The following is a 19,926-nucleotide window of genomic DNA, read 5'->3' on the forward strand; positions in this document are numbered from 1 at the left end:
AAAGAGGGTATTTATTACCCTCTTTATTTTATATCAATTTTATTCTTTTTTATTATCAATATTATATAAATTAGGCAATTCTAATCAGCTAAAATTACCTAACTAAATTCTACAATATAATATGTCAAATCGTTTTGTCTTATTACCACTTATTATTCTCTTTTTTTCCAATTGTTCCAAAGAAAACTCAGAAAATAAAGACACCTTATTCTCCAAATTAGATGCTTCAGAAACCGGAATTAATTTCCTTAATGAAGTGAAAAATGGCGCAGACATGAACATATTTAAATACAGAAACTTTTACAATGGCGGTGGTGTTGCTATTGGTGACATTAACAACGATGGTCTTTCGGATGTGTATTTTACTTCAAATCTCGGAACCAACAAACTCTACTTAAATAAAGGAAACTTTAAATTTGAAGATATTTCTAAAAAAGCCGGTGTTGAAGGAACCAAAACCTGGTCAACGGGTGTTGTAATGGTAGATTTAAATGCCGATGGTTTACTCGATATTTATGTATGTAATGCAGGAAATAGTTTGGGTGATCAACAAAAAAATGAACTTTTTATTAATAATGGCAATAATACTTTTACCGAAAAAGCAGATGAATATAATCTGGCAGACACTGGTATTACTACGCACGCTGCTTTTTTTGATTATGATAAAGATGGTGATTTAGATGTTTATATTTTAAACAATAGTTTTATTCCAGTAAGTAGTCTAAATTATTCCAATAAAAGAGACTTAAGGGATAAAGATTGGGATGTGGCCGAAATATTAAAAGGCGGAGGAGACAAATTAATGCGCAATGACAACGGAAAATTTGTTGACGTAAGTGAAGCGTCTGGTATTTATGGTAGCTTGATAGGCTTTGGTTTAGGAGTTACAGTAGGTGATGTAAACGGAGATTTGTATCCGGATATTTATATTTCCAATGATTTTTATGAAAGAGATTATTTATACATAAATAATAAAAACGGAACCTTTACCGAACAAATTCAGGGATGGACATCACACATCAGCCAGTCTTCAATGGGTGCTGATATGGCCGATGTAAACAATGACGGGAAAGCCGATATTTTTGTAACTGATATGTTACCGGAGCCGGACGAACGCTTAAAAACGACTACAAATTTTGAAAACTATGATTTATTTACAAGGAAAGTAAATCTAGATTTCTACTATCAATACATGCAAAATACATTGCAAATAAACAATGGTGACAATCAATTCCTTGAAGTAGCAAATCATGCCGGCGTTGCAAAAACAGATTGGAGTTGGGGTGCTTTATTATTTGATATGGATAATGATGGCTACAAAGATATTTATGTTTGTAACGGAATTTATAACGATTTAACCAATCAAGATTTTGTTGATTTTTTTGCCAATGAGTTTATGCAGAAAATGGTGGTTACCGGTAAAAAAGAAGAAATTCAAACCATTATCAGTAAAATGCCAAGCACTCCAATACCAAATTATGCCTTCAAGAATAATAAAAACCTGACCTTTAGTAATGAAGCTATGAAATGGGGATTAGATACTCCAAGTTTTTCTAATGGTGCTGCTTATGGAGATTTAGATAATGATGGGGATCTAGATTTGATTGTCAATAATGTCAATATGGAAGCATTTGTTTATCGAAATAATTCTGAAAAGAACAAAAATAATCATTTCATAAAAGTAAAACTAAAAGGCGAAGGGCAAAATAAATTTGCGGTAGGTAGCGTGGTGGAGTTGTTCTCAGGCAAAGAAATTCTCAGACAAGAATTAATTCCTTCCAGAGGATTTCAGTCTTCGATAGATTATGTGATGACTTTTGGTATTGGAACTAAAAAAATTGATTCATTACAAGTAATTTGGCCCAATGGAAAGTTTCAAATGATTAAAAAAGTGGTGAATAATACCACCGTGAATTTAAATATTGCAGCGGCTAAATTGGATTATGTTCCCAAAAATAAGGTACTTAAGCCTCTATTTGCCGAAAGGAAAGCGCCGTTTTTAGCCCACAAAGAAAATGATTACATCGATTTTGATCATGAAGGATTAATTTCTAAAATGCTTTCGCAAGAAGGACCTGCACTTGCAGTGGCTGATATTAACGGTGATGGAAATGAAGATGTATATATTGGCGGAGCCAAAGGGCAAGCCGGTAAAATATATTTAAATAAAGAGAATGGTAATTTTTTAATTACGGATCAAAAAGACTTAGATACAGATGCTACTTTTGAAGATACTGCAGCCAGTTTTTTTGATGCGGATAATGATGGAGATATCGATTTATTGGTGGGTTCAGGTGGAAATGAAAAATCAGATCAGGCGAATTATAAAAACCGTCTGTATTTGAATAACGGAAAAGGAGTTTTTGTGAAAAGCAAAACAAACATACCAACAACCAATAATAACGTCTCGGTAATTGCGCCAAATGATTTTGATAATGATGGTGATATTGATGTATTTATAGGAAGTAGAAGCGTTCCTGGTGTTTATGGAATTGATCCTAAGCATTTGTTATTGGAAAATGACGCAAAAGGAAATTTTACAAATGTAACGGATAAAAAAGCGTTCAAAATTAATTCGGTTGGAATGATAACCGATGCAATTTGGGAAGATATTGACAACGATTCCAGAAAAGATTTAATTTTAGTCGGGGATTGGACAGCGCCAATGATTTTCAAAAACAATGGACGAAGATTGGTAGAATTCAAATCGAATCTGACGAATTTTCATGGTTTTTGGAATGCAGTTAGCTGTGTAGATTTGAACAATGACGGTAAAAAAGATTTGATTCTGGGTAATAAAGGAACAAATACAAATTACAAAGCGACCAATACAAATCCGATGAAATTGTTTACCAATGATTTTGATAATAACGGAACCATTGAGCAAATAGCAACCAGATCAATTGAAGGCAGAGATTTACCAATAAATCTAAAACAGGAATTGGCCAAACAGATTCCTTCGATTAAGAAGAAAAATTTAAGCTATGCAGATTATTCCAAGAAAACATTTCAGGAATTATTTGCTAAAGAAGTAGTCGATAATTCGATTCAGAAGACAGTAAATTTTCAAGAAAGTGTAATTGCGATCAATAAAGGAAATGGTAAGTTTGAGATAAAAGCGCTTCCAAAAGAAGTCCAGTTTTCTTGTGTAAACACCATTAGTACTATGGATGTGAATAATGATGGAATTTTAGATTTAATCTTGGGTGGAAATCAATACGAATTCAAGCCACAATTCTCTCGACTGGATGCTAATTATGGCAGTGTGCTTTTAGGAAATAAAAATGGGACTTTCTCATGGGTGCCTTACAGTCAATCCGGTTTCTTTATAAAAGGAGAAGTGAAACAGGTGAGAATAATACAGGATAAGAATAAAACGGTTTCAATTATAGCTGTTGTAAATGATAATGCCCCTAAAATATTTAGACGACATGAATAATTTTTTCAAAATAGGATTTACTTCATTGCTGTTTATGAGTTGTTCCAAAAAAGAAGGACAACTCTTTGAGAAATTGTCTTCAACGGAAAGCAATATTACATTCAATAACCAATTATTAGAGTCCAAAAACATATCCATTTTAGATTACCTCTATTATTATAATGGTGGAGGTGTTTCCCTCGGCGATATCAATAATGATGGTTTGGTAGATATTTATTTTACTTCCAACCAAGGAAAAAATAAATTGTACTTAAATAAAGGAAAAAATAAGTTTGAGGATATTTCAGTAAAAGCAGGTGTAGAAAGTCAAAGTGACTGGAATGCTGGGACAGTTATGGCCGATGTAAATGGAGATGGTTATCTTGATATTTATGTTTGTGCAGTTGTTGGAATTAATGGTTTTGAGGGTCAAAATGAATTATTTATCAATAATAAGGACAATACATTTACTGAAAGTGCTGCTGAATACGGATTAGATCTTGATAATTACAGCTCTTCAGCCGCGTTTTTTGATTTTGATCTAGATGGAGATTTAGACATGTACTTATTAAATCATGCTGTTCACTCTGAATTATCTTTTGGAAATGCTGCTATTAGAAATAAAAGAAGTTATGAGTGTGGGGATAAGTTATTTCGCAATGATAACGGAAAATTTGTTGACGTAAGTGAGCAGGCAGGAATTTTTGGCGGTGCCAATGGCTATGGTTTAGGATTGGCAGTTTCTGATTTTAATTTAGATGGGTATCCGGATATTTATGTAGGCAATGATTTTCACGAAGATGATTATTACTATCTAAATAATGGTGATGGAACTTTTACGGAAAGTTTGAAACAGTATTTTGGTCACACCAGCCGATTCTCTATGGGAGTTGATGTTGCTGATGTTAATCATGATGGTTTTCCAGATATTCTAAGTTTAGACATGCTACCAGAAGACGAAAAAGTGTTGAAATCATCATTAGGTGATGACAATACTCAAATGTTAAAAATGAGAACCGAAAAACTAGGCTATCATTATCAGTATTCCAGAAATACGTTGCAGTTAAATCAAGCAGGAGTGCATTTTACAGAAACGGCGCTATTGAGCGGCGTTGCTGCGACTGATTGGAGTTGGAGTACTTTATTTGGTGATTATGATCAAGATGGAGAGCAGGATATTTTTGTTGCTAACGGAATTCCAAAGCGTCCTAACGATTTAGATTACGTGAAATATTATTCAAATGATCAAATAAAAAGTAAAATAAGTACGACCAAGTTATTGGATAAAGAAGCGTTGAAGCGAATGCCAAAGGGAAATGTGACCAATTATGTTTTTCAGGGAGCAGCTGATTTACAGTTTAAAAACCGGTCGAGTGATTGGATAGAAAATGATTCTATAATTTCAAATGGTAGCGGTTATGCTGATATTGATAATGACGGAGATTTAGATGTAATTACCAATAATACCAATGCAATTGCATCTCTTTATATCAATAAAACGGATGCCAAATCAAACTATTTAAAATTGAAATTGCGGTTTACCGGAAAAAACACTTTTGGGATTGGAGCTAAAGTAATTTCTTATTCCAAAGGGAAAAAGCAATTTAAGGAACTGCAAACCACCAGAGGATTTCAGTCTTCATCTGAACCTATTATTCATTTTGGTTATGGAAAAGCAACTAAGGTAGATTCGTTAGTGGTGATTTGGCCGGATAAAACCTATCAGACCGTAAAGAATGTTAAAACATGTCAAACGCTTACCATAAAAGCCAATCAGAATAGAAAGATTTTTGATTATAAAAAATTACATCCGACAGTTCTGCCAATTTTCAAAAAAGTAGAGACTGGTTTGGGTATTGACTTTATGCATCAGGAAAATGATTTTATTGATATTTTGTCCCAAAAATTAATTCCTTACCAACGCACTGATCGTGGTGCAGCAACGGCGGTTGGAGATTTGAATGGAGATGGAAAGGACGATATTTTCTTTGGAGCTTCGAAAGATAAAAAAGCATCAATTTATATTCAGAATCCAAATGGATTTGTCAAAAAAGGATTTGCTGCAATCGAAAAAGATTCTGTTTTTGAAGATGCTTCCGTTGTCATAGGCGATTTCAATAATGATAAAACAAATGATTTGTATGTCGCTTCCGGAGGCGGTGAAAACGCCTCTAATTTGCAAGACCGTTTGTATGTAAACAAAAATAATCAATATATAGATGCGGTTTTGCCTAAGCTGGCTCAAAATGCATCGGTTGTGAAGACTTTTGATTATGATAATGACGGAGATTTAGATATTTTTGTGGGTAATAATTCTATCAATAATAGATTTGGAAGCATGCCGGATTGCTATTTATTGAACAACAATAAAGGAATATTCACTATTGTTCAAAATAAGACTTTTGAGAAAATCGGAATGGTTACGGATGCTGTTTTTGCAGATTTTAATAAAGATGGAAAGATAGATTTAATTGTAGTGGGGGAATGGATGAAACCTACTTTTATTGCTAATAAAAACGGAAAATTTACGGATGTAACCGCAACGGTTTTTCCAGAAAAAAGCAATGGACTATGGCAATCAGTACTTTCTTTTGATATTGATCATGATGGTGATGAAGATTATTTGCTAGGAAACTGGGGAATGAATTCTAAATTTAAAGCTTCACAGGATTTTCCAATGAAAATGTATTATGATGATTTTGATACCAACGGCTCTTTTGAAACCATTGTTGCAATAGAAAAGAAAGGACAATATTTTACCACAATGGGGCTCGACGAATTAGCAGAACAATTCAGCGGAATGCTAAAAAAGAAATTCAATAGTTATAAATCTTTCGCAGGGAAAACACTTGAAGAAGTTTTTGATCCAAAAATGCTGGAAAAAGGAAAATTGTTTGAAGTTCATAATTTGAAATCTGGTTATTTAAGGAATGATAAAGGAAAGTTTACTTTTGTCCCTTTTTCGAATAAAATGCAAGTCGCGCCAATTACCAGTTTTCTGAAATCTAATTTTGATTCAGATGCGAAAGAAGAAGTTTTTGCGGCAGGAAATTATTTTGGGGTTTCTCCGTATCATAGTAGATTTGATGGGTTTTCAGGCGCATTGATCAAAAATGATAAAACTATATTTTTAGGCAATCAAATAGGAATTGATTTGACTCAAAAGGCAGTTAGACATTTGGATATTGTCAATTTCAATGGAAAGAAATATATGCTGATTACTATCAATAATAAAAAGGCAGAATTGTATGAAATGCCTGCAGCTAAAAAATAATTTAATGACAAATAAAATAATTAAACCCAATACCATGAACGCTAAGATTTATCTTTTAGGATTTGTGATGCTTTTTTTAACTTCATGTAAAAAAGAGACTCCAATTAAAGTGACATCAGATGATTTCTGTGCGGCAGTTGATACGGTAACAGGAATTATGGTACATGACATCTTTTCGCCTCCAGTTGCGAGTAGAATTTATGTTTATCCTAATGTTGCCGCTTATGAGATTATGGCACAAAACAACACTAAATATGAAAGCTTACAAGGACAGTTAAAAGGATTAGATTCTATACCTAAACTGGATCCGAAAAGTGGAGTGAATAAAAATTTAGCCGCACTTATTGCCCATATTGAAGTGAGTAAACAGTTGATTTTTTCTGAGGAAGCTCTGGAAAAATACAGAGATAGTTTGTATGAAAAATGGGGTTCCGAAAATCAAAAAGAATTTGATGTGTCTAAAGAATACGCCTTAAAAGTGGTGGACAGAATCAAAATGTGGATGGGGAAAGACAATTATAAGCAAACTCGGACTTTTTCTAAATTTTCAGTTCATGCAGATCAAGCTGGAAGATGGCAGCCAACTCCGCCATCTTATATGGATGGTGTGGAACCGCATTGGGGCGAAATAAGAACTTTAGTTATGGATTCGGCATCTCAATTTAAACCCATTGCACCTTATCCATTTTCTACGGATAAAAATTCTGCTTTTTATAAAGATGCCAAAGAGACGTATGATTTAGGAAATTTGATTTCTGAAAAATTAATTGAAGTGGAGAAAAATCAAACCAAACCAATTCCTGAAGAATCAGCGATTGCTTCGTTTTGGGATTGTAATCCGTATGCTACAGTGATACAGGGGCACATGATGTTTGCAAAGAAGAAAAATACACCAGATGCACACTGGATTAACATTACTAAAATAGCTTTAAAAAAATCAAAATCAGATTTTGAGACTACAGTTTTTGCATATACTAAAACATCTCTTGGAATTTTTGAAAGTTTCATCAGTTGTTGGGATGAAAAGTACAGAAGTAATGTTGTGCGTCCTGAAACATATATTAATCAAAATATAGATGAAAACTGGAGGCCACAATTACAAACACCACCTTTTCCGGAATATGTAAGCGGACATTCTGTTGTTTCTTCGTGTTCAGCAATAATTCTAACCTCTATTTTTGGGGATAATTTTAGTTATATCGATGATTCCGAAGTTTCTTTCGGGTTGCCTAAAAGACCTTTTACATCCTTTAAACAAGCTGCTGCGGAAGCCTCAATTAGTAGGCTATACGGCGGAATTCATTATAGAGCGGCTATTGAAAATGGCATAGTACAGGGCAATAATATTGGAGATTATATCAATAATAAATTAAAGATGAATAAATAATAATGAGAGTCAGAAAAAAAATTATAATAGGATTTAGTGTTTTGCTTTCATTATTTCTAATTTGGTATCTTTTCGTTAAGGAAACAGATTATTGTATTTCGTTTAAAGTAAATGCAGCTACAGGAACTGTTTTTCAAGGGATTCAGGAATGGACTACTGCACAGGTTTTAAAGGAATCTGAAAGGTATGTGATTATAGAGAAAAGGAACTTTGACTTTGTCAAACAAGAAATGACAAAAAAAGATGTTCAAATGGAATACACTTGGGACATTGTTTCTATAAATGATTCGGTGACAAAAGTGAATGTTGGGATTAAGGATTTGAAGCATAGTCTGTATAATAAAATAACGGTGCCATTTTTTAATACTAAGTTCAAACAAGAGCAAATAAAAAAAATAACTGATTTTAAGAAAGGATTGAGCGACCATTTGAAAAATTTTAAAGTGAAAATTGAAGGTGAAGGGGTTTCAGAGGAAACATTTGTAGCGTATATTAATTTGAAAAGTGTTTTACAGGAAAAAGGCCAAACTATGATTGCAAACGATGCGATCATTACTGGTTTTCTATTTGAAAATGAAATAAAAATAATAGGACGACCTTACTTAGAAATTATAAATTGGGATCTTGATAAAGAAACAATCGATTTTAATTATTGTTTTCCAGTTGACAAGCCCACAAAGAGTGTTGTAAATAATGCTGTGAAATTCAAAACTTTACCTGCTGTCAAAGGATTAAAAGCTACTTATTATGGGAATTTCAGAACCTCAGACAGAGCTTGGTTTGCCTTAATGGATTACGCAAAAGAGCATAATCTTAAATTGGAAAATAAAGTTTTGGAACATTTTTTGTCGAATCCCTTTAATGGAGGCGAGGAGCTACAATGGGAGACTAAAATAATTATTCCATTTACTTCAAAATAAGAGCAAATTTTTTAGGTGATTTAAATTATCGAAAACGTTTTCGGGTCTTCCGAAAACGTTTTTGTTTTCATTCTGTATTTAATTGGCAATTTTAAAATTAATTTTAGAAAAAATTAACAAATTGACCACCTAGAATGAATTTAAAAGTAAAATTGAGCTTTTGGCAGATAATCAATATGAATGTTGGTTTTTTTGGTATACAATACAGCTTTGGCTTGCAACAAAGTGCCGTAAATCCTATTTATGATTTTTTACATGCAAGTCCGGATCAAATTCCCATACTAAATCTTGCGGGACCTTTAACCGGTTTATTGATTCAACCTATCATTGGTGCGATGAGCGATAAAACTTGGCATCCAAGATGGGGAAGGCGTAAACCTTACTTTTTTATCGGCGCCATAGTTTGTAGTATCGCTTTATTCTTGTTCCCATTTAGCAGTTCTTTATGGATGGCTGCCGGTTTGCTTTGGATTCTAGATGTTGGTAATAACACCGCAATGGAACCTTATCGCGCATTTATTGCTGATACATTAGACGAAGAACAACAGCCCACAGGTTTTCAGGCTCAAAGCTTTTTTACTGGCTTCGGTCAGTTTCTATCCTATATTTCACTATTTCTATTTCCACTTGTTTTTGTGGGTTATACAGGAGCTTTACCAACTTGGATTTATGCGTCCTTTTTTCTCGGAGCGATACTCTCCATAACGTCCATTTGGTGGAGTATGAATAGAACAAAAGAAATCCCGCCAACAGCAGAAGAAATAGCCATTTTAAAATCAGAACCATTAAAATTTTTCTCTCCTTTTATAGATATTTATAAAGCCGTTCTAGAAATGCCCATGGTGATGTGGCAACTATTTTTGGTTTATTTGTTTCAGTGGTATGCGATGATGTGTTATTGGCAAAATAATTCAAAAAGTATTGCATTATCAGTATGGAATGTTACACCCAAGAATCCAGTTGGCTATGAAAAGGCGGTCGAATGGAATGGATTAATTGGCGCTTTTGGATTTATAGTTACGTTTTCAATAGCTTTTTATTTGGCTGTATTAGCTAAAAAATACGGTGCAAAAACGATTCATTTTGTTTGCCTATTATTAGGAGCAATTTCTTTACTTTTTTTTCCAATGGTACAAAATCAATATGTATTTTTTGCGGTGATTATTGGTTACGGAATTGCTTGGGCAAGTATGATGGGGATTCCCTATTTGATGGTTGTTGCTGTTATTCCAAAAGAGCGTTACGGGGTTTATATGGGGATTATTAATATGATGATTGTTATTCCAATGATTATCCAAAACCTATCTTTTGGATATATTTTAAAGAATTTTTTAGATAATGACCCGCGTCAAGCGATTAGTTTTGCTGGAGTATTGTTAGTCATTGCTGCGCTGTGTACATTATTAATAAAAATAAAAAAAACGAAATAAAGTGGATAATACAATAAATAATATTAGCGATAAAATAGATATCCTTTGTGTTGGTGAAGTACTTGTAGATTTTATTGGTCATCAAGAAGAGGTGCTTATTAATGAGACTAGAGATTATCATAGGTATTTAGGAGGCTCACCGACTAACGTTGCTATGAATTCAACACGATTAGGATTGAATACTATAATGGTTGCAACGGTAGGGAACGATGGTTTTGGTTCCTATATTTCGGAACGGTTAGCGAGTGTTGGTGTGAATACAAACCACCTTAAAGTTCTGGATAATAAATCAACGAGTGTTATTTTTGTTTCAAGGTCTCAGGGAACGCCAGATTTCATTCCGTATCGTTCCGCAGATTGTTGTATTGATGAGGAACAAATTTCAACGGAAATACTATCCAATACGAAGATTTTCCATACCACTTGTTTCGCATTAAGTAAAAATCCTGCACAAAAGACGATCTTAAAGAAAGCACAAGAAGCTTACGATTTAGGATGTAAGCTAAGTATTGATGTCAACTATGCAAGAAAGCTATGGAAAAGTAGAAAGAAGGCTTTTAAAGTGATCAATGCGTACTGTAAGTTCAATCCATTGATAAAAATTAGCGAGGATGACATGTTGCGTCTTTTTGAAAAAGAGCTTCCACATGAAGAGATCTTTGAGTTTTTTCACGATCAGGGAGTAGATACCGTTTGCTTAACATTAGGAAGCAAAGGGGTGAAATTATCTCAAAAAGGAAAAGATATTATAGAAATGCCAGCAATAAAAATTGACAAAGTTATGGACTCTACGGGAGCAGGAGATGCTTTTTGGTCCGGATTTTTATTCGCTTACATTAAGGAAAAATCAATTCATGAATGTTTGGACATCGCTTTAAAATTAGCGGCTTTGAAATTGCAAAATGTAGGACGATTGCCGGATAACATCAATATCCTTTCTAAACTTTTATAAAATACGATGCAAGAAAATAATAAAAAGATCAGTAATGGGGTTATGCTCAATATTTATCCAGATAGTATTGGAGAAAAATTTAGTGATACTATAGCCATGCTTAAAATGGAAGAGTTTAAAGATGTGTTTTCTTTACTATACGTTTTACCTACCTTTTTTAATAGTGATTTAGACAGAGGTTTTTCTATTATTGATTATGATATAAATAAAGATTTAGTAGACCCAAAAGATTTAAAGGTCTTGAATGAGCTCCAGATAAAACTGAAATTTGATATCGTATTAAATCATCTTTCTGTAGCTTCCCCTCAGTTTAAAGACATACTACAATACGGTAATGAATCAAAATTTAAAGATTTTTTTATCAATTGGAACGAATTCTGGGAGGGAAACGGGGTAATGAATGAAGATGGAATTATAATTCCAAAACCAGAGTTTCTCAATAAATTGTTCATGAGAAAGTCGGGTTTGCCCGTATTGAAAGTACGTTTTCCGGATGGTACGGAACAGCCTTATTGGAATACTTTTTATCAGCAAATAACTTACAATCCGATTGCTGTAGCAGATTTACAAACTGTAAAAAGACTAACAGAAGTGCAAAGTCTATTTATTGTTTCCATAATTAATACAGCAATTAATTATAATCAAGATTTCACGACCATTGATTTTGAAGATTGTACTCCTTCGAAATCTGAAATTTTACAAATTGTTGAACAAAAACGTTCCTATTTAGGACAAATGGATGTCAATGGTGAATCCCCTTTAGTATGGGATTTTTATGAGGAAACACTAAAGAAATTAAACGGTTATGGTTGTAATATCCTTCGATTAGACGCTTTTGCCTATTTGCACAAACAAGTAGGGGAATCTAATTTTTTTAATAAACAGGGGACTTGGGAATATTTAGCGCGTATCAAGAAAATAGCACAACAAAATAATTTGATGCTATTGCCAGAAATTCACGCAGAATATGGTTTGCATTTACATGATGAGGTAGCCAATGAAGGATATTATATCTATGACTTTTTCTTGCCGGGTTTAACGATACATACTATCGAAAATAAAACGAGTAAAGCATTATTGAGTTGGGCTAAGGAAATTATTGCCAAAGGATATAAAACAGTAAACATGCTTGGTTGCCATGATGGCATACCTGTTTTGGACTTGAAAGGCAAGGAAGTAAATGGGGTTTATAATAAAGGTTTGTTAGAAGATACCGAGATTGAAAGTATCATGAATAAAATCATGGAACGTGGCGGTCGGGTAAAGAATCTTTACGATCCTTCCGGGAATAAAATTTCTTATTATCAAATAAATGCAACCTTTTTTAGTGCATTAGGGGAAGACGAACAAAAGCTACTTCTTGCAAGAGTCATTCAAATGTTTATGCCTGGTATACCGCAGGTTTGGTATTTGGATATTTTTGCCGGTAAAAATAATTATCAAGCAGCAGATAATGGAGGTAGTGCAGGTCATAAAGAAATTAATCGCACCACATTGACAATATCGGATATTGAGCAGGGATTGAAAACAGGAGTTGTTAGTAAACAGCTAGACCTAATTCGGTTAAGAAATACTTCAAATGCATTTTCAGGTCAAGTAGAAATCAATGATACTGTAGATGATATTATAGATATCAAATGGGTAAATGGTACTACAGTTGCGCACCTAAAAGCAAATCTTCAAACCAATGGGTTTACCATTGACCATACTGAAAATGGACAGACAAGCACGATGAGTTTTTAAATTTCATATCGTGTCAAAATTAAGATTGTCATATTTGAAGGGATTGAAAACAATAATTATATAATTAATTAAGAAATAAAACATGAAAAAAAGCACTATAAAATTAGCCATGTATCTCAATTACTTTGTATTTGCAATTCTGCTGAACAGCGTAGGAATTGTGATATTAAAGGCTCAAAAAAATTATGGTGTAGATGAATTACAAGCCAGCGTTCTGGAAGCTTTCAAAGATTTGCCTATCGCCATAGTTTCTTTTTTAATCGCTTCATTTTTACCCAGAATAGGCTACAAGCGCGCCATGCTTATTGGTTTGGCTTTGGTTTCAGTAGCGTGCGTTAGTATGTATTTTGGAAATTCTTTTGGAACAGCAAAATTACTTTTTGCTACCGTTGGCGTTTCGTTTGCGTTGATAAAAGTATCGGTGTATTCGCTTATTGGAACCATAACCGAGAATCAACAGGAACACAATAGTTTGATGAGCAGTATTGAAGGCGTTTTTATGATAGGGATTGCATTGGCATATTTCTTGTTTCCTGCTTTTAATTCGGATGTGAATCCAGATGCTTGGCTGAATGTTTATTGGTTATTGGCGGGGATTTCATTACTATCTTTTGGTTTTTTATTTTTTACCAAATTCGAAAATCAAACTGAAATTCCGGGTGTTAATTTAGCCGATGATTTCAAAGAAATGTTCAAATTATTCGCGAAACTGTTAACCATTGTTTTTGTAATCAGTGCGTTCTTGTTTGTAATGATTGAGCAGGGAATCATGTCTTGGTTGCCTACTTTCAATAGCAAAGTATTGCATCTTCCGGAGAATATTAGTATTATGATGGCGAGTATTTTGGCCATTTCATTAGCTGTGGGAAGACTAGTGGCTGGTGTTATTACTAAAAAAGTCAATTGGATTTGGGTACTTAGTTGCTGTATTGTAGCAGCAATGCTTATTGTAATTTTCGTACTTCCTAAAGCTGTTGGATTAGATGTCAAAGAGATCAATTCCCTTGGTGATATTCCCTTGATAGGATTTGCATTTCCATTAGTAGGACTTTTTATTGCACCTATTTATCCACTTTTAAATTCTGTGGTATTAAGTGCTTTGCCTAAAAAACTCCACAGTTCCATGACTGGTTTAATTGTCGTTTTCTCTGCGCTTGGCGGCACTTTGGGTTCTAGAGTTATTGGTTATTTATTTAAAAACGAAGGCCCGGAAAATGCATTTTATTATACTTTAATTCCAATGGCGCTCTTACTCGTTTCTTTCTTTATTTTAAAAAAACTTACTACTAAACAATGAAATTCGTACTCAACATAGACAAAGTATTCCAGGAACTATTGCTTCAAGAGGATACAGATCAGGATAAAAAAATAACGAAAGACGACAATGGCCCTAAAAAATTTGTTTTGGTTGACGAAATTACCAAACAAGAAGAAGTTATTGTAGGGACGTATCATTTGTCCAATTTATTGCAGGAATTAGCGCAGCTCAAGAATACGAATTCTGCATTGGGAGAAGTTGATTTGAGTCGCATTCAAGAGAATCCAGTACACCGAATTTCGAGGAAAATTAGAGAAGACTATTGGAATGAATTGACCAGAACTATAGATAGAAAAGGGTTAGAGCAAATTCTTAAGGACGAGAAAACGAACAATGAGGTTCCTACGCTTTATGTTTCGGCAAAAGACAAGCAAGGTGTTGCCTATTTTCAGGAATTAGAAAAAGAACTTCAGAATTTTAAAGTAGGGATTTTGCCCGAAAATTTTTCGATGGAATATGTGGAAACTTTAAATACTAAACCAGGTATTCTGGCTTTAGCTTTAGAGCAAAAAATATACAGTTTACAAGGAGTACCTTTTGTGGTTCCCGGCGGAAGATTCAACGAAATGTACGGATGGGATAGCTATTTTATTGGTGTTGGTTTAATTATTGACAATCAATTGGGAAAAGCAATGTCTATTGCCGAAAACTTTAAATATCAAATCATACATTACGGTAAGATTCTAAATGCGAATAGAAGTTATTACTTAACAAGAACGCAGCCTCCATTGTATTCTTCATTGTTAATCGCAATTGTAAAAAAGAAAGTGCCCAGTTTAGAATGGTTGAGAAGTCATTTAGAAACAGTAATCTTGGAATACAATTCCGTTTGGATGGTTCAGGGAAAACGATTGACACCAACAGGTTTAAATCGATATAAAGCGGACGGGGTAGGAATGCCATTTGAAGTGGAACCTGGTCATTTTGATGATATTTTAGAGCCGTATGCTAAAAAATACAATTTGCCAATTCGAGAGTTTGAAAAACAATATTTAAACCGAACTCTTGTTGATGCTGATCTTGATATGTATTTCGTTCATGACCGTAGCTTGAGAGAAAGTGGCCATGATACAACCGATAGGCTTATAAATACGTGTGCCAATTTAAACTCGGTAGATATAAATAGTTTTCTTTATAAATACGAAAAAGATGTCGCTTACCTAATAGCAACCTATTTCGGGAACACTTTCCAAGTTGGTGATGTAGCTCATACTTCAGAAGAATGGGAGCAAAAAGCGCTTTTCCGTAAAGATAAAATGAATGAATTGTGCTGGAACGAAAAAGCAAGCATGTATTTTGATTATGATTTTGTGAATCAAGAGCAATTTCCATTTGAAGCGGCGACAACATTTTTCCCTTTGTGGGCTGGGTTGTGTGATGAAAATCAGGCTAAAAAATTAGTTGAAGTAGCCTTGCCACAATTTGTAAAAACAGGAGGAATTACGGGAAGTACTAAGGCAAGTATTGCTACTGCTGCAAAAGAGGCTCCGCAACGACAATGGGATTATCCTTTCGGTTGGGCACCGCATCAAATATTATTATGGGAAGGGTTAATTAACTATAATTATTTGGATAAAGCACAAGAAATGGTGTACCGGTGGTTGTGGCTAATTACTAAAAACGCAGTGGATTTTAATGGAACGATTCCGGAAAAATATGATTTGGAAATCAGTTCGCACAAGGTTTTTGCTGAATATGGTAATGTAGGAACTGAATTTGATTACATCGCCAAGGAGGGATTTGGCTGGATGAATGCATCCTATCAATATGGATTGCAAATTTTGAACGAAGAATTAAAAGATAAATTAGGAGAACTGATTTGTCCGGATGATATATTTTAGAGGTTAAAAAAATGTTTTTTGTTGTTTGAATGCATATTTTTTTTAACTTTATAATTCACTAAATGAATCAATTATGACAGTTAACCAAATTTTAAGCACCAAAGGGAAGGAAGTTTATTCCATACTTTCCACTAACACTGTATACGAAGCATTGACAGTGATGAGTGAAAAAAACATCGGGGCAATTCTTATTATAGAAGATACTGTCCTCAAAGGGGTTTTATCTGAAAGAGATTATGCTCGAAAAATTGTTTTGAAAGCAAAATCTTCAAAGAAAGCCTTTGTCCATGAAATCATGGAGACAGATGTGGTTACGGTAAGTCCATCGGATAATTTAGAGTACTGCATGGAATTAATGAGCACAAAACGAGTACGGCATTTACCGGTTTTAGAGGATAGTATAGTAATTGGAATTATCTCCATCAGTGATGTAGTAAAAGCAATAATCGATTTGCAAAAAGACACAATTGAACATTTAAACTCTTACATAACACAATAAAATAGGAATATATTAAGAATAAAAAACAGCTACAAATTTTTTGCAGCTGTTTTTGTTTGTATTTGGGAATGCCTGCCTATTTTTATAAAAGAATAGTATAAAAGCTTCCTTTTTAAAACAAGTCTTATATCTTTGTAAGCTAGAATAAAATCTAAAAAAATGGACAAAAATAGCAAAAGAAGAGAAGCATTATTATACCACGCAAAGCCAACTCCTGGTAAAATTCAAGTAGTTCCCACTAAGAAATATGCAACACAAAGAGATTTATCTTTGGCATATTCTCCCGGTGTAGCTGAGCCGTGTTTAGAAATAGCCAAAGACATAAACAACGTTTATAAATATACTGCAAAAGGAAATTTAGTAGCGGTAATCACAAATGGAACTGCAGTTTTAGGATTGGGTGACATTGGTCCGGAAGCCTCAAAACCAGTAATGGAAGGGAAAGGATTGTTGTTTAAAATTTTTGCTGATATTGATGTGTTTGACATCGAAATTGGAACAAAAGATATTGAAGAATTCATTCAAACGGTTAAAAATATAGCGCCCACTTTTGGAGGTATTAATCTAGAAGATATTAAAGCACCAGAGTCTTTTGAAATTGAAAGACGATTAGTCGAAGAGTTGAATATTCCGGTAATGCACGATGATCAGCACGGTACTGCCATCATATCATCTGCAGCATTGCTGAATGCATTAGAATTAGCAGATAAAAAAGCAGAAGATGTGAAAATGGTCGTTTCAGGAGCAGGTTCTGCTGCTTTGGCTTGTTCTGATTTGTATGTTTTATTAGGGGTTAAAACCGAAAATATTTTTATGTTCAATAGTAAAGGATTATTGACTAAAGACAACCCAAAGCTATCCGAATTACAACAAAAATATGCCAAAGACATCCCTGCAATGAGTTTGCAAGAAGCCTTGGTTGATGCAGATGTTTTCTTAGGCTTATCGACAGGAGATATTATGTCTCCACAAATGTTACTTGGAATGGCTGATAATCCTATTGTTTTTGCGATGGCAAATCCAGATCCGGAAATAGATTATAATCTGGCGATTGCAACCCGTAAAGATGTGATTATGGCAACAGGACGTTCAGATTTTCCCAATCAGGTGAATAACGTTCTTGGATTCCCTTATATTTTTAGAGGCGCATTAGATGTTCGGGCAACCAAGATAAATGAAGCCATGAAGATGGCAGCCGTTAAAGCACTTGCTTTATTGACTAAAGAGTCAGTTCCTGAACAAGTAAATATTGCTTATGGAGCTACAAAATTAAATTTTGGTAGAGAATATATTATCCCAAAACCATTTGATCCACGATTAATAACCATTGTTGCGCCTGCTGTTGCAAAAGCTGCGATGGACTCTGGTGTGGCGTTGAATCCTATTACTGATTGGAAAAAATACGAGGAAGAATTATTAGACCGTCTAGGGAATGATAATAAAATGGTTCGTTTGATTACAAACAGAGCTAAAATGGATCCTAAAAAAATTGTTTTTGCTGAAGCAGATCATTTAGATGTTCTTAAAGCAGCGCAAATTGTATGGGAAGAAGGTATTGGTTTTCCAATTTTATTAGGGAATAAAGAAATTATTTTAGAATTAAAAGAAGAAATAGGTTTTGATGCCGATGTTCAAATTATAGATCCTAAAATTAAAGAAGAAGAAGATCGAAGAAATAAGTTTGCTAACACGTATTGGTCTTCCAGACAAAGACGTGGTATTTCCTTTTTGGACGCACAGAAATTAATGCGTGAAAGAAACTATTTTGCAGCAATGATGGTCAATGAAGGTGAAGCAGATGCATTGGTTACTGGTCATTCCAGAAGTTACCCGTCTGTTGTGAAGCCAATGTTGCAGCTTGTTGAGAAAGCGCATGGAGCCTCAATTGTGGCTACTACAAATATGATGATGACAGCTCGTGGGCCAATGTTTTTATCCGATACCGCAATAAACATTAATCCATCTGCAGATGATTTAGCCAAAATTGCTATTATGACTGCGAAAACTGCCAAAATGTTTGGTGTAGAGCCAGTCATTGCAATGATATCATTTTCTAATTTTGGATCATCTACAAGTGAAAGTGCTGTAAAGGTTAGAGAAGCAGTAGCTTATTTGCATAAAAATCATCCAGATATGATTATTGACGGTGAACTTCAAGCAGATTTTGCCTTGAATCCTGAAATGTTAAAAGCAAAATTTCCTTTTTCTAAGTTAGCTGGAAAGAAAGTAAATACGTTGATTTTCCCCAATTTGGAATCGGCTAATATTACCTATAAATTATTGAAAGAATTGAATAAAATAGACTCAATAGGACCTATTATGTTAGGAATGGGAAAACCAGTTCACATATTTCAATTAGGCGCAAGTGTTGAGGAAATGGTTAACATGGCAGCGATTGCAGTGATTGATGCACAGGAGAAAGGAAAGAAAAAAGCAAATTTAATTTAGTTTAATAAGCGATAAATTATACGCGAAGTTAAATTGATGAATATAATAAAATTATGTGCTAATTTTATTATATTTGGTGATATATTTAAGAATTAATGATAGCACATTTACAAGGAAAATTAGTAGAGAAATCACCCACGCAAATAATTATTGATTGTGGGGGAGTTGGTTATCACGTAAATATTTCTTTACATACTTATTCTTTGCTTCCAAATACGGATTTTATAAAAGTATATACGCATCTTCAAATAAAAGAGGATGCGCATACACTTTTTGGTTTTGTGGAAAAGTCAGAAAGAGAGATTTTCAAAATGTTATTATCCGTCTCCGGAATAGGAGCGAGTATAGCACGAACAATGCTTTCTTCTTTGGACCCAAAACAAATTACTAATGCAATAGCATCTGGTGATGTGGTAACCATTCAATCTATAAAAGGGATAGGGAGTAAAACAGCGCAAAGAGTAATACTGGATTTAAAAGAGAAGGTATTAAAATTGTATGATTTAGATGAAGTTTCTATGTCGCAAAGCAATACAAATCGAGATGAGGCGTTATCAGCTTTGGAAGTTTTGGGGTTTTTACGAAAATCTTCAGAAAGAGTGGTAGAAAAGATTGTCAAAGAAGACCCAGAGGCTTCTGTGGAGTCAATCATCAAGAAAGCTTTAAAAAACCTATAGAGGATTCAAGTAACACGAG

At 34.0% G+C, this 19,926-nt stretch carries 12 protein-coding genes; all 12 read left to right on the plus strand.

The window, feature by feature from the left end; all coding sequences use genetic code 11:
- Nucleotides 1-121 precede the first annotated feature (121 nt).
- The 12 genes from ACNQGD_RS01065 to ruvA all read left to right on the plus strand — a co-directional run bounded on the left by ACNQGD_RS01065 (nt 122) and on the right by ruvA (nt 19,907).
- The gene (locus tag ACNQGD_RS01065) at nt 122-3,439 is read left to right on the plus strand and encodes a VCBS repeat-containing protein (RefSeq protein ID WP_417998010.1); all 3,318 of its coding nucleotides are present in this window, start codon (nt 122-124) and stop codon (nt 3,437-3,439) included.
- Nucleotides 3,432-6,692, plus strand: coding sequence for a VCBS repeat-containing protein (locus ACNQGD_RS01070; protein ID WP_417998011.1), 3,261 nt, complete (start codon nt 3,432-3,434; stop codon nt 6,690-6,692). Before ACNQGD_RS01065 ends, ACNQGD_RS01070 begins: the two co-directional genes overlap by 8 nt.
- Nucleotides 6,693-6,726: 34 nt before the next feature.
- Nucleotides 6,727-8,079, plus strand: a complete 1,353-nt coding sequence (locus ACNQGD_RS01075; protein ID WP_417998265.1) for a vanadium-dependent haloperoxidase — start codon at nt 6,727-6,729, stop codon at nt 8,077-8,079.
- A 2-nt stretch (nt 8,080-8,081) separates the two neighbouring features.
- A complete protein-coding gene (locus ACNQGD_RS01080; protein ID WP_417998012.1) occupies nt 8,082-8,999 on the plus strand; it encodes a GyrI-like domain-containing protein in 918 nt (305 codons plus the stop codon).
- 134 nt (nt 9,000-9,133) lie between these two features.
- On the plus strand, nt 9,134-10,429 hold the full coding sequence (locus ACNQGD_RS01085; RefSeq protein ID WP_417998013.1) for an MFS transporter: 1,296 nt from the start codon (nt 9,134-9,136) through the stop codon (nt 10,427-10,429).
- A 1-nt stretch (nt 10,430) separates the two neighbouring features.
- Nucleotides 10,431-11,381 (plus strand): carbohydrate kinase family protein, encoded by a 951-nt coding sequence (locus ACNQGD_RS01090; protein WP_417998014.1) that lies wholly within the window; start codon nt 10,431-10,433, stop codon nt 11,379-11,381.
- A gap of 6 nt (nt 11,382-11,387) precedes the next feature.
- Nucleotides 11,388-13,124 (plus strand): alpha-amylase family protein, encoded by a 1,737-nt coding sequence (locus ACNQGD_RS01095; RefSeq protein WP_417998015.1) that lies wholly within the window; start codon nt 11,388-11,390, stop codon nt 13,122-13,124.
- Between the two features lie 82 nt (nt 13,125-13,206).
- Nucleotides 13,207-14,421 carry an MFS transporter gene (locus ACNQGD_RS01100; protein WP_417995927.1) on the plus strand — a complete coding sequence of 405 codons (1,215 nt, stop codon included), beginning with the start codon at nt 13,207-13,209 and terminating at the stop codon, nt 14,419-14,421.
- Entirely contained in the window at nt 14,418-16,283 is a 1,866-nt protein-coding gene (locus ACNQGD_RS01105; RefSeq protein ID WP_417998016.1) for a trehalase family glycosidase, read from the plus strand. The genes ACNQGD_RS01100 and ACNQGD_RS01105 overlap by 4 nt, the downstream gene beginning before the upstream one ends.
- 73 nt (nt 16,284-16,356) lie before the next feature.
- Nucleotides 16,357-16,782, plus strand: a complete 426-nt coding sequence (locus tag ACNQGD_RS01110) for a CBS domain-containing protein (protein WP_417993374.1) — start codon at nt 16,357-16,359, stop codon at nt 16,780-16,782.
- 159 nt (nt 16,783-16,941) lie between these two features.
- Nucleotides 16,942-19,230: an NADP-dependent malic enzyme gene (locus ACNQGD_RS01115; protein WP_417998017.1), complete on the plus strand. Its 2,289-nt coding sequence runs from the start codon at nt 16,942-16,944 to the stop codon at nt 19,228-19,230.
- A 95-nt stretch (nt 19,231-19,325) separates the two neighbouring features.
- Complete coding sequence (gene ruvA / locus ACNQGD_RS01120; RefSeq protein WP_417993376.1) at nt 19,326-19,907, plus strand: Holliday junction branch migration protein RuvA; 582 nt, start codon at nt 19,326-19,328, stop codon at nt 19,905-19,907.
- The last annotated feature ends 19 nt before the right edge of the window (nt 19,908-19,926 follow it).

The organism is Flavobacterium glucosi (genome assembly GCF_048286535.1).
Taxonomy (GTDB): Bacteria; Bacteroidota; Bacteroidia; order Flavobacteriales; family Flavobacteriaceae; genus Flavobacterium.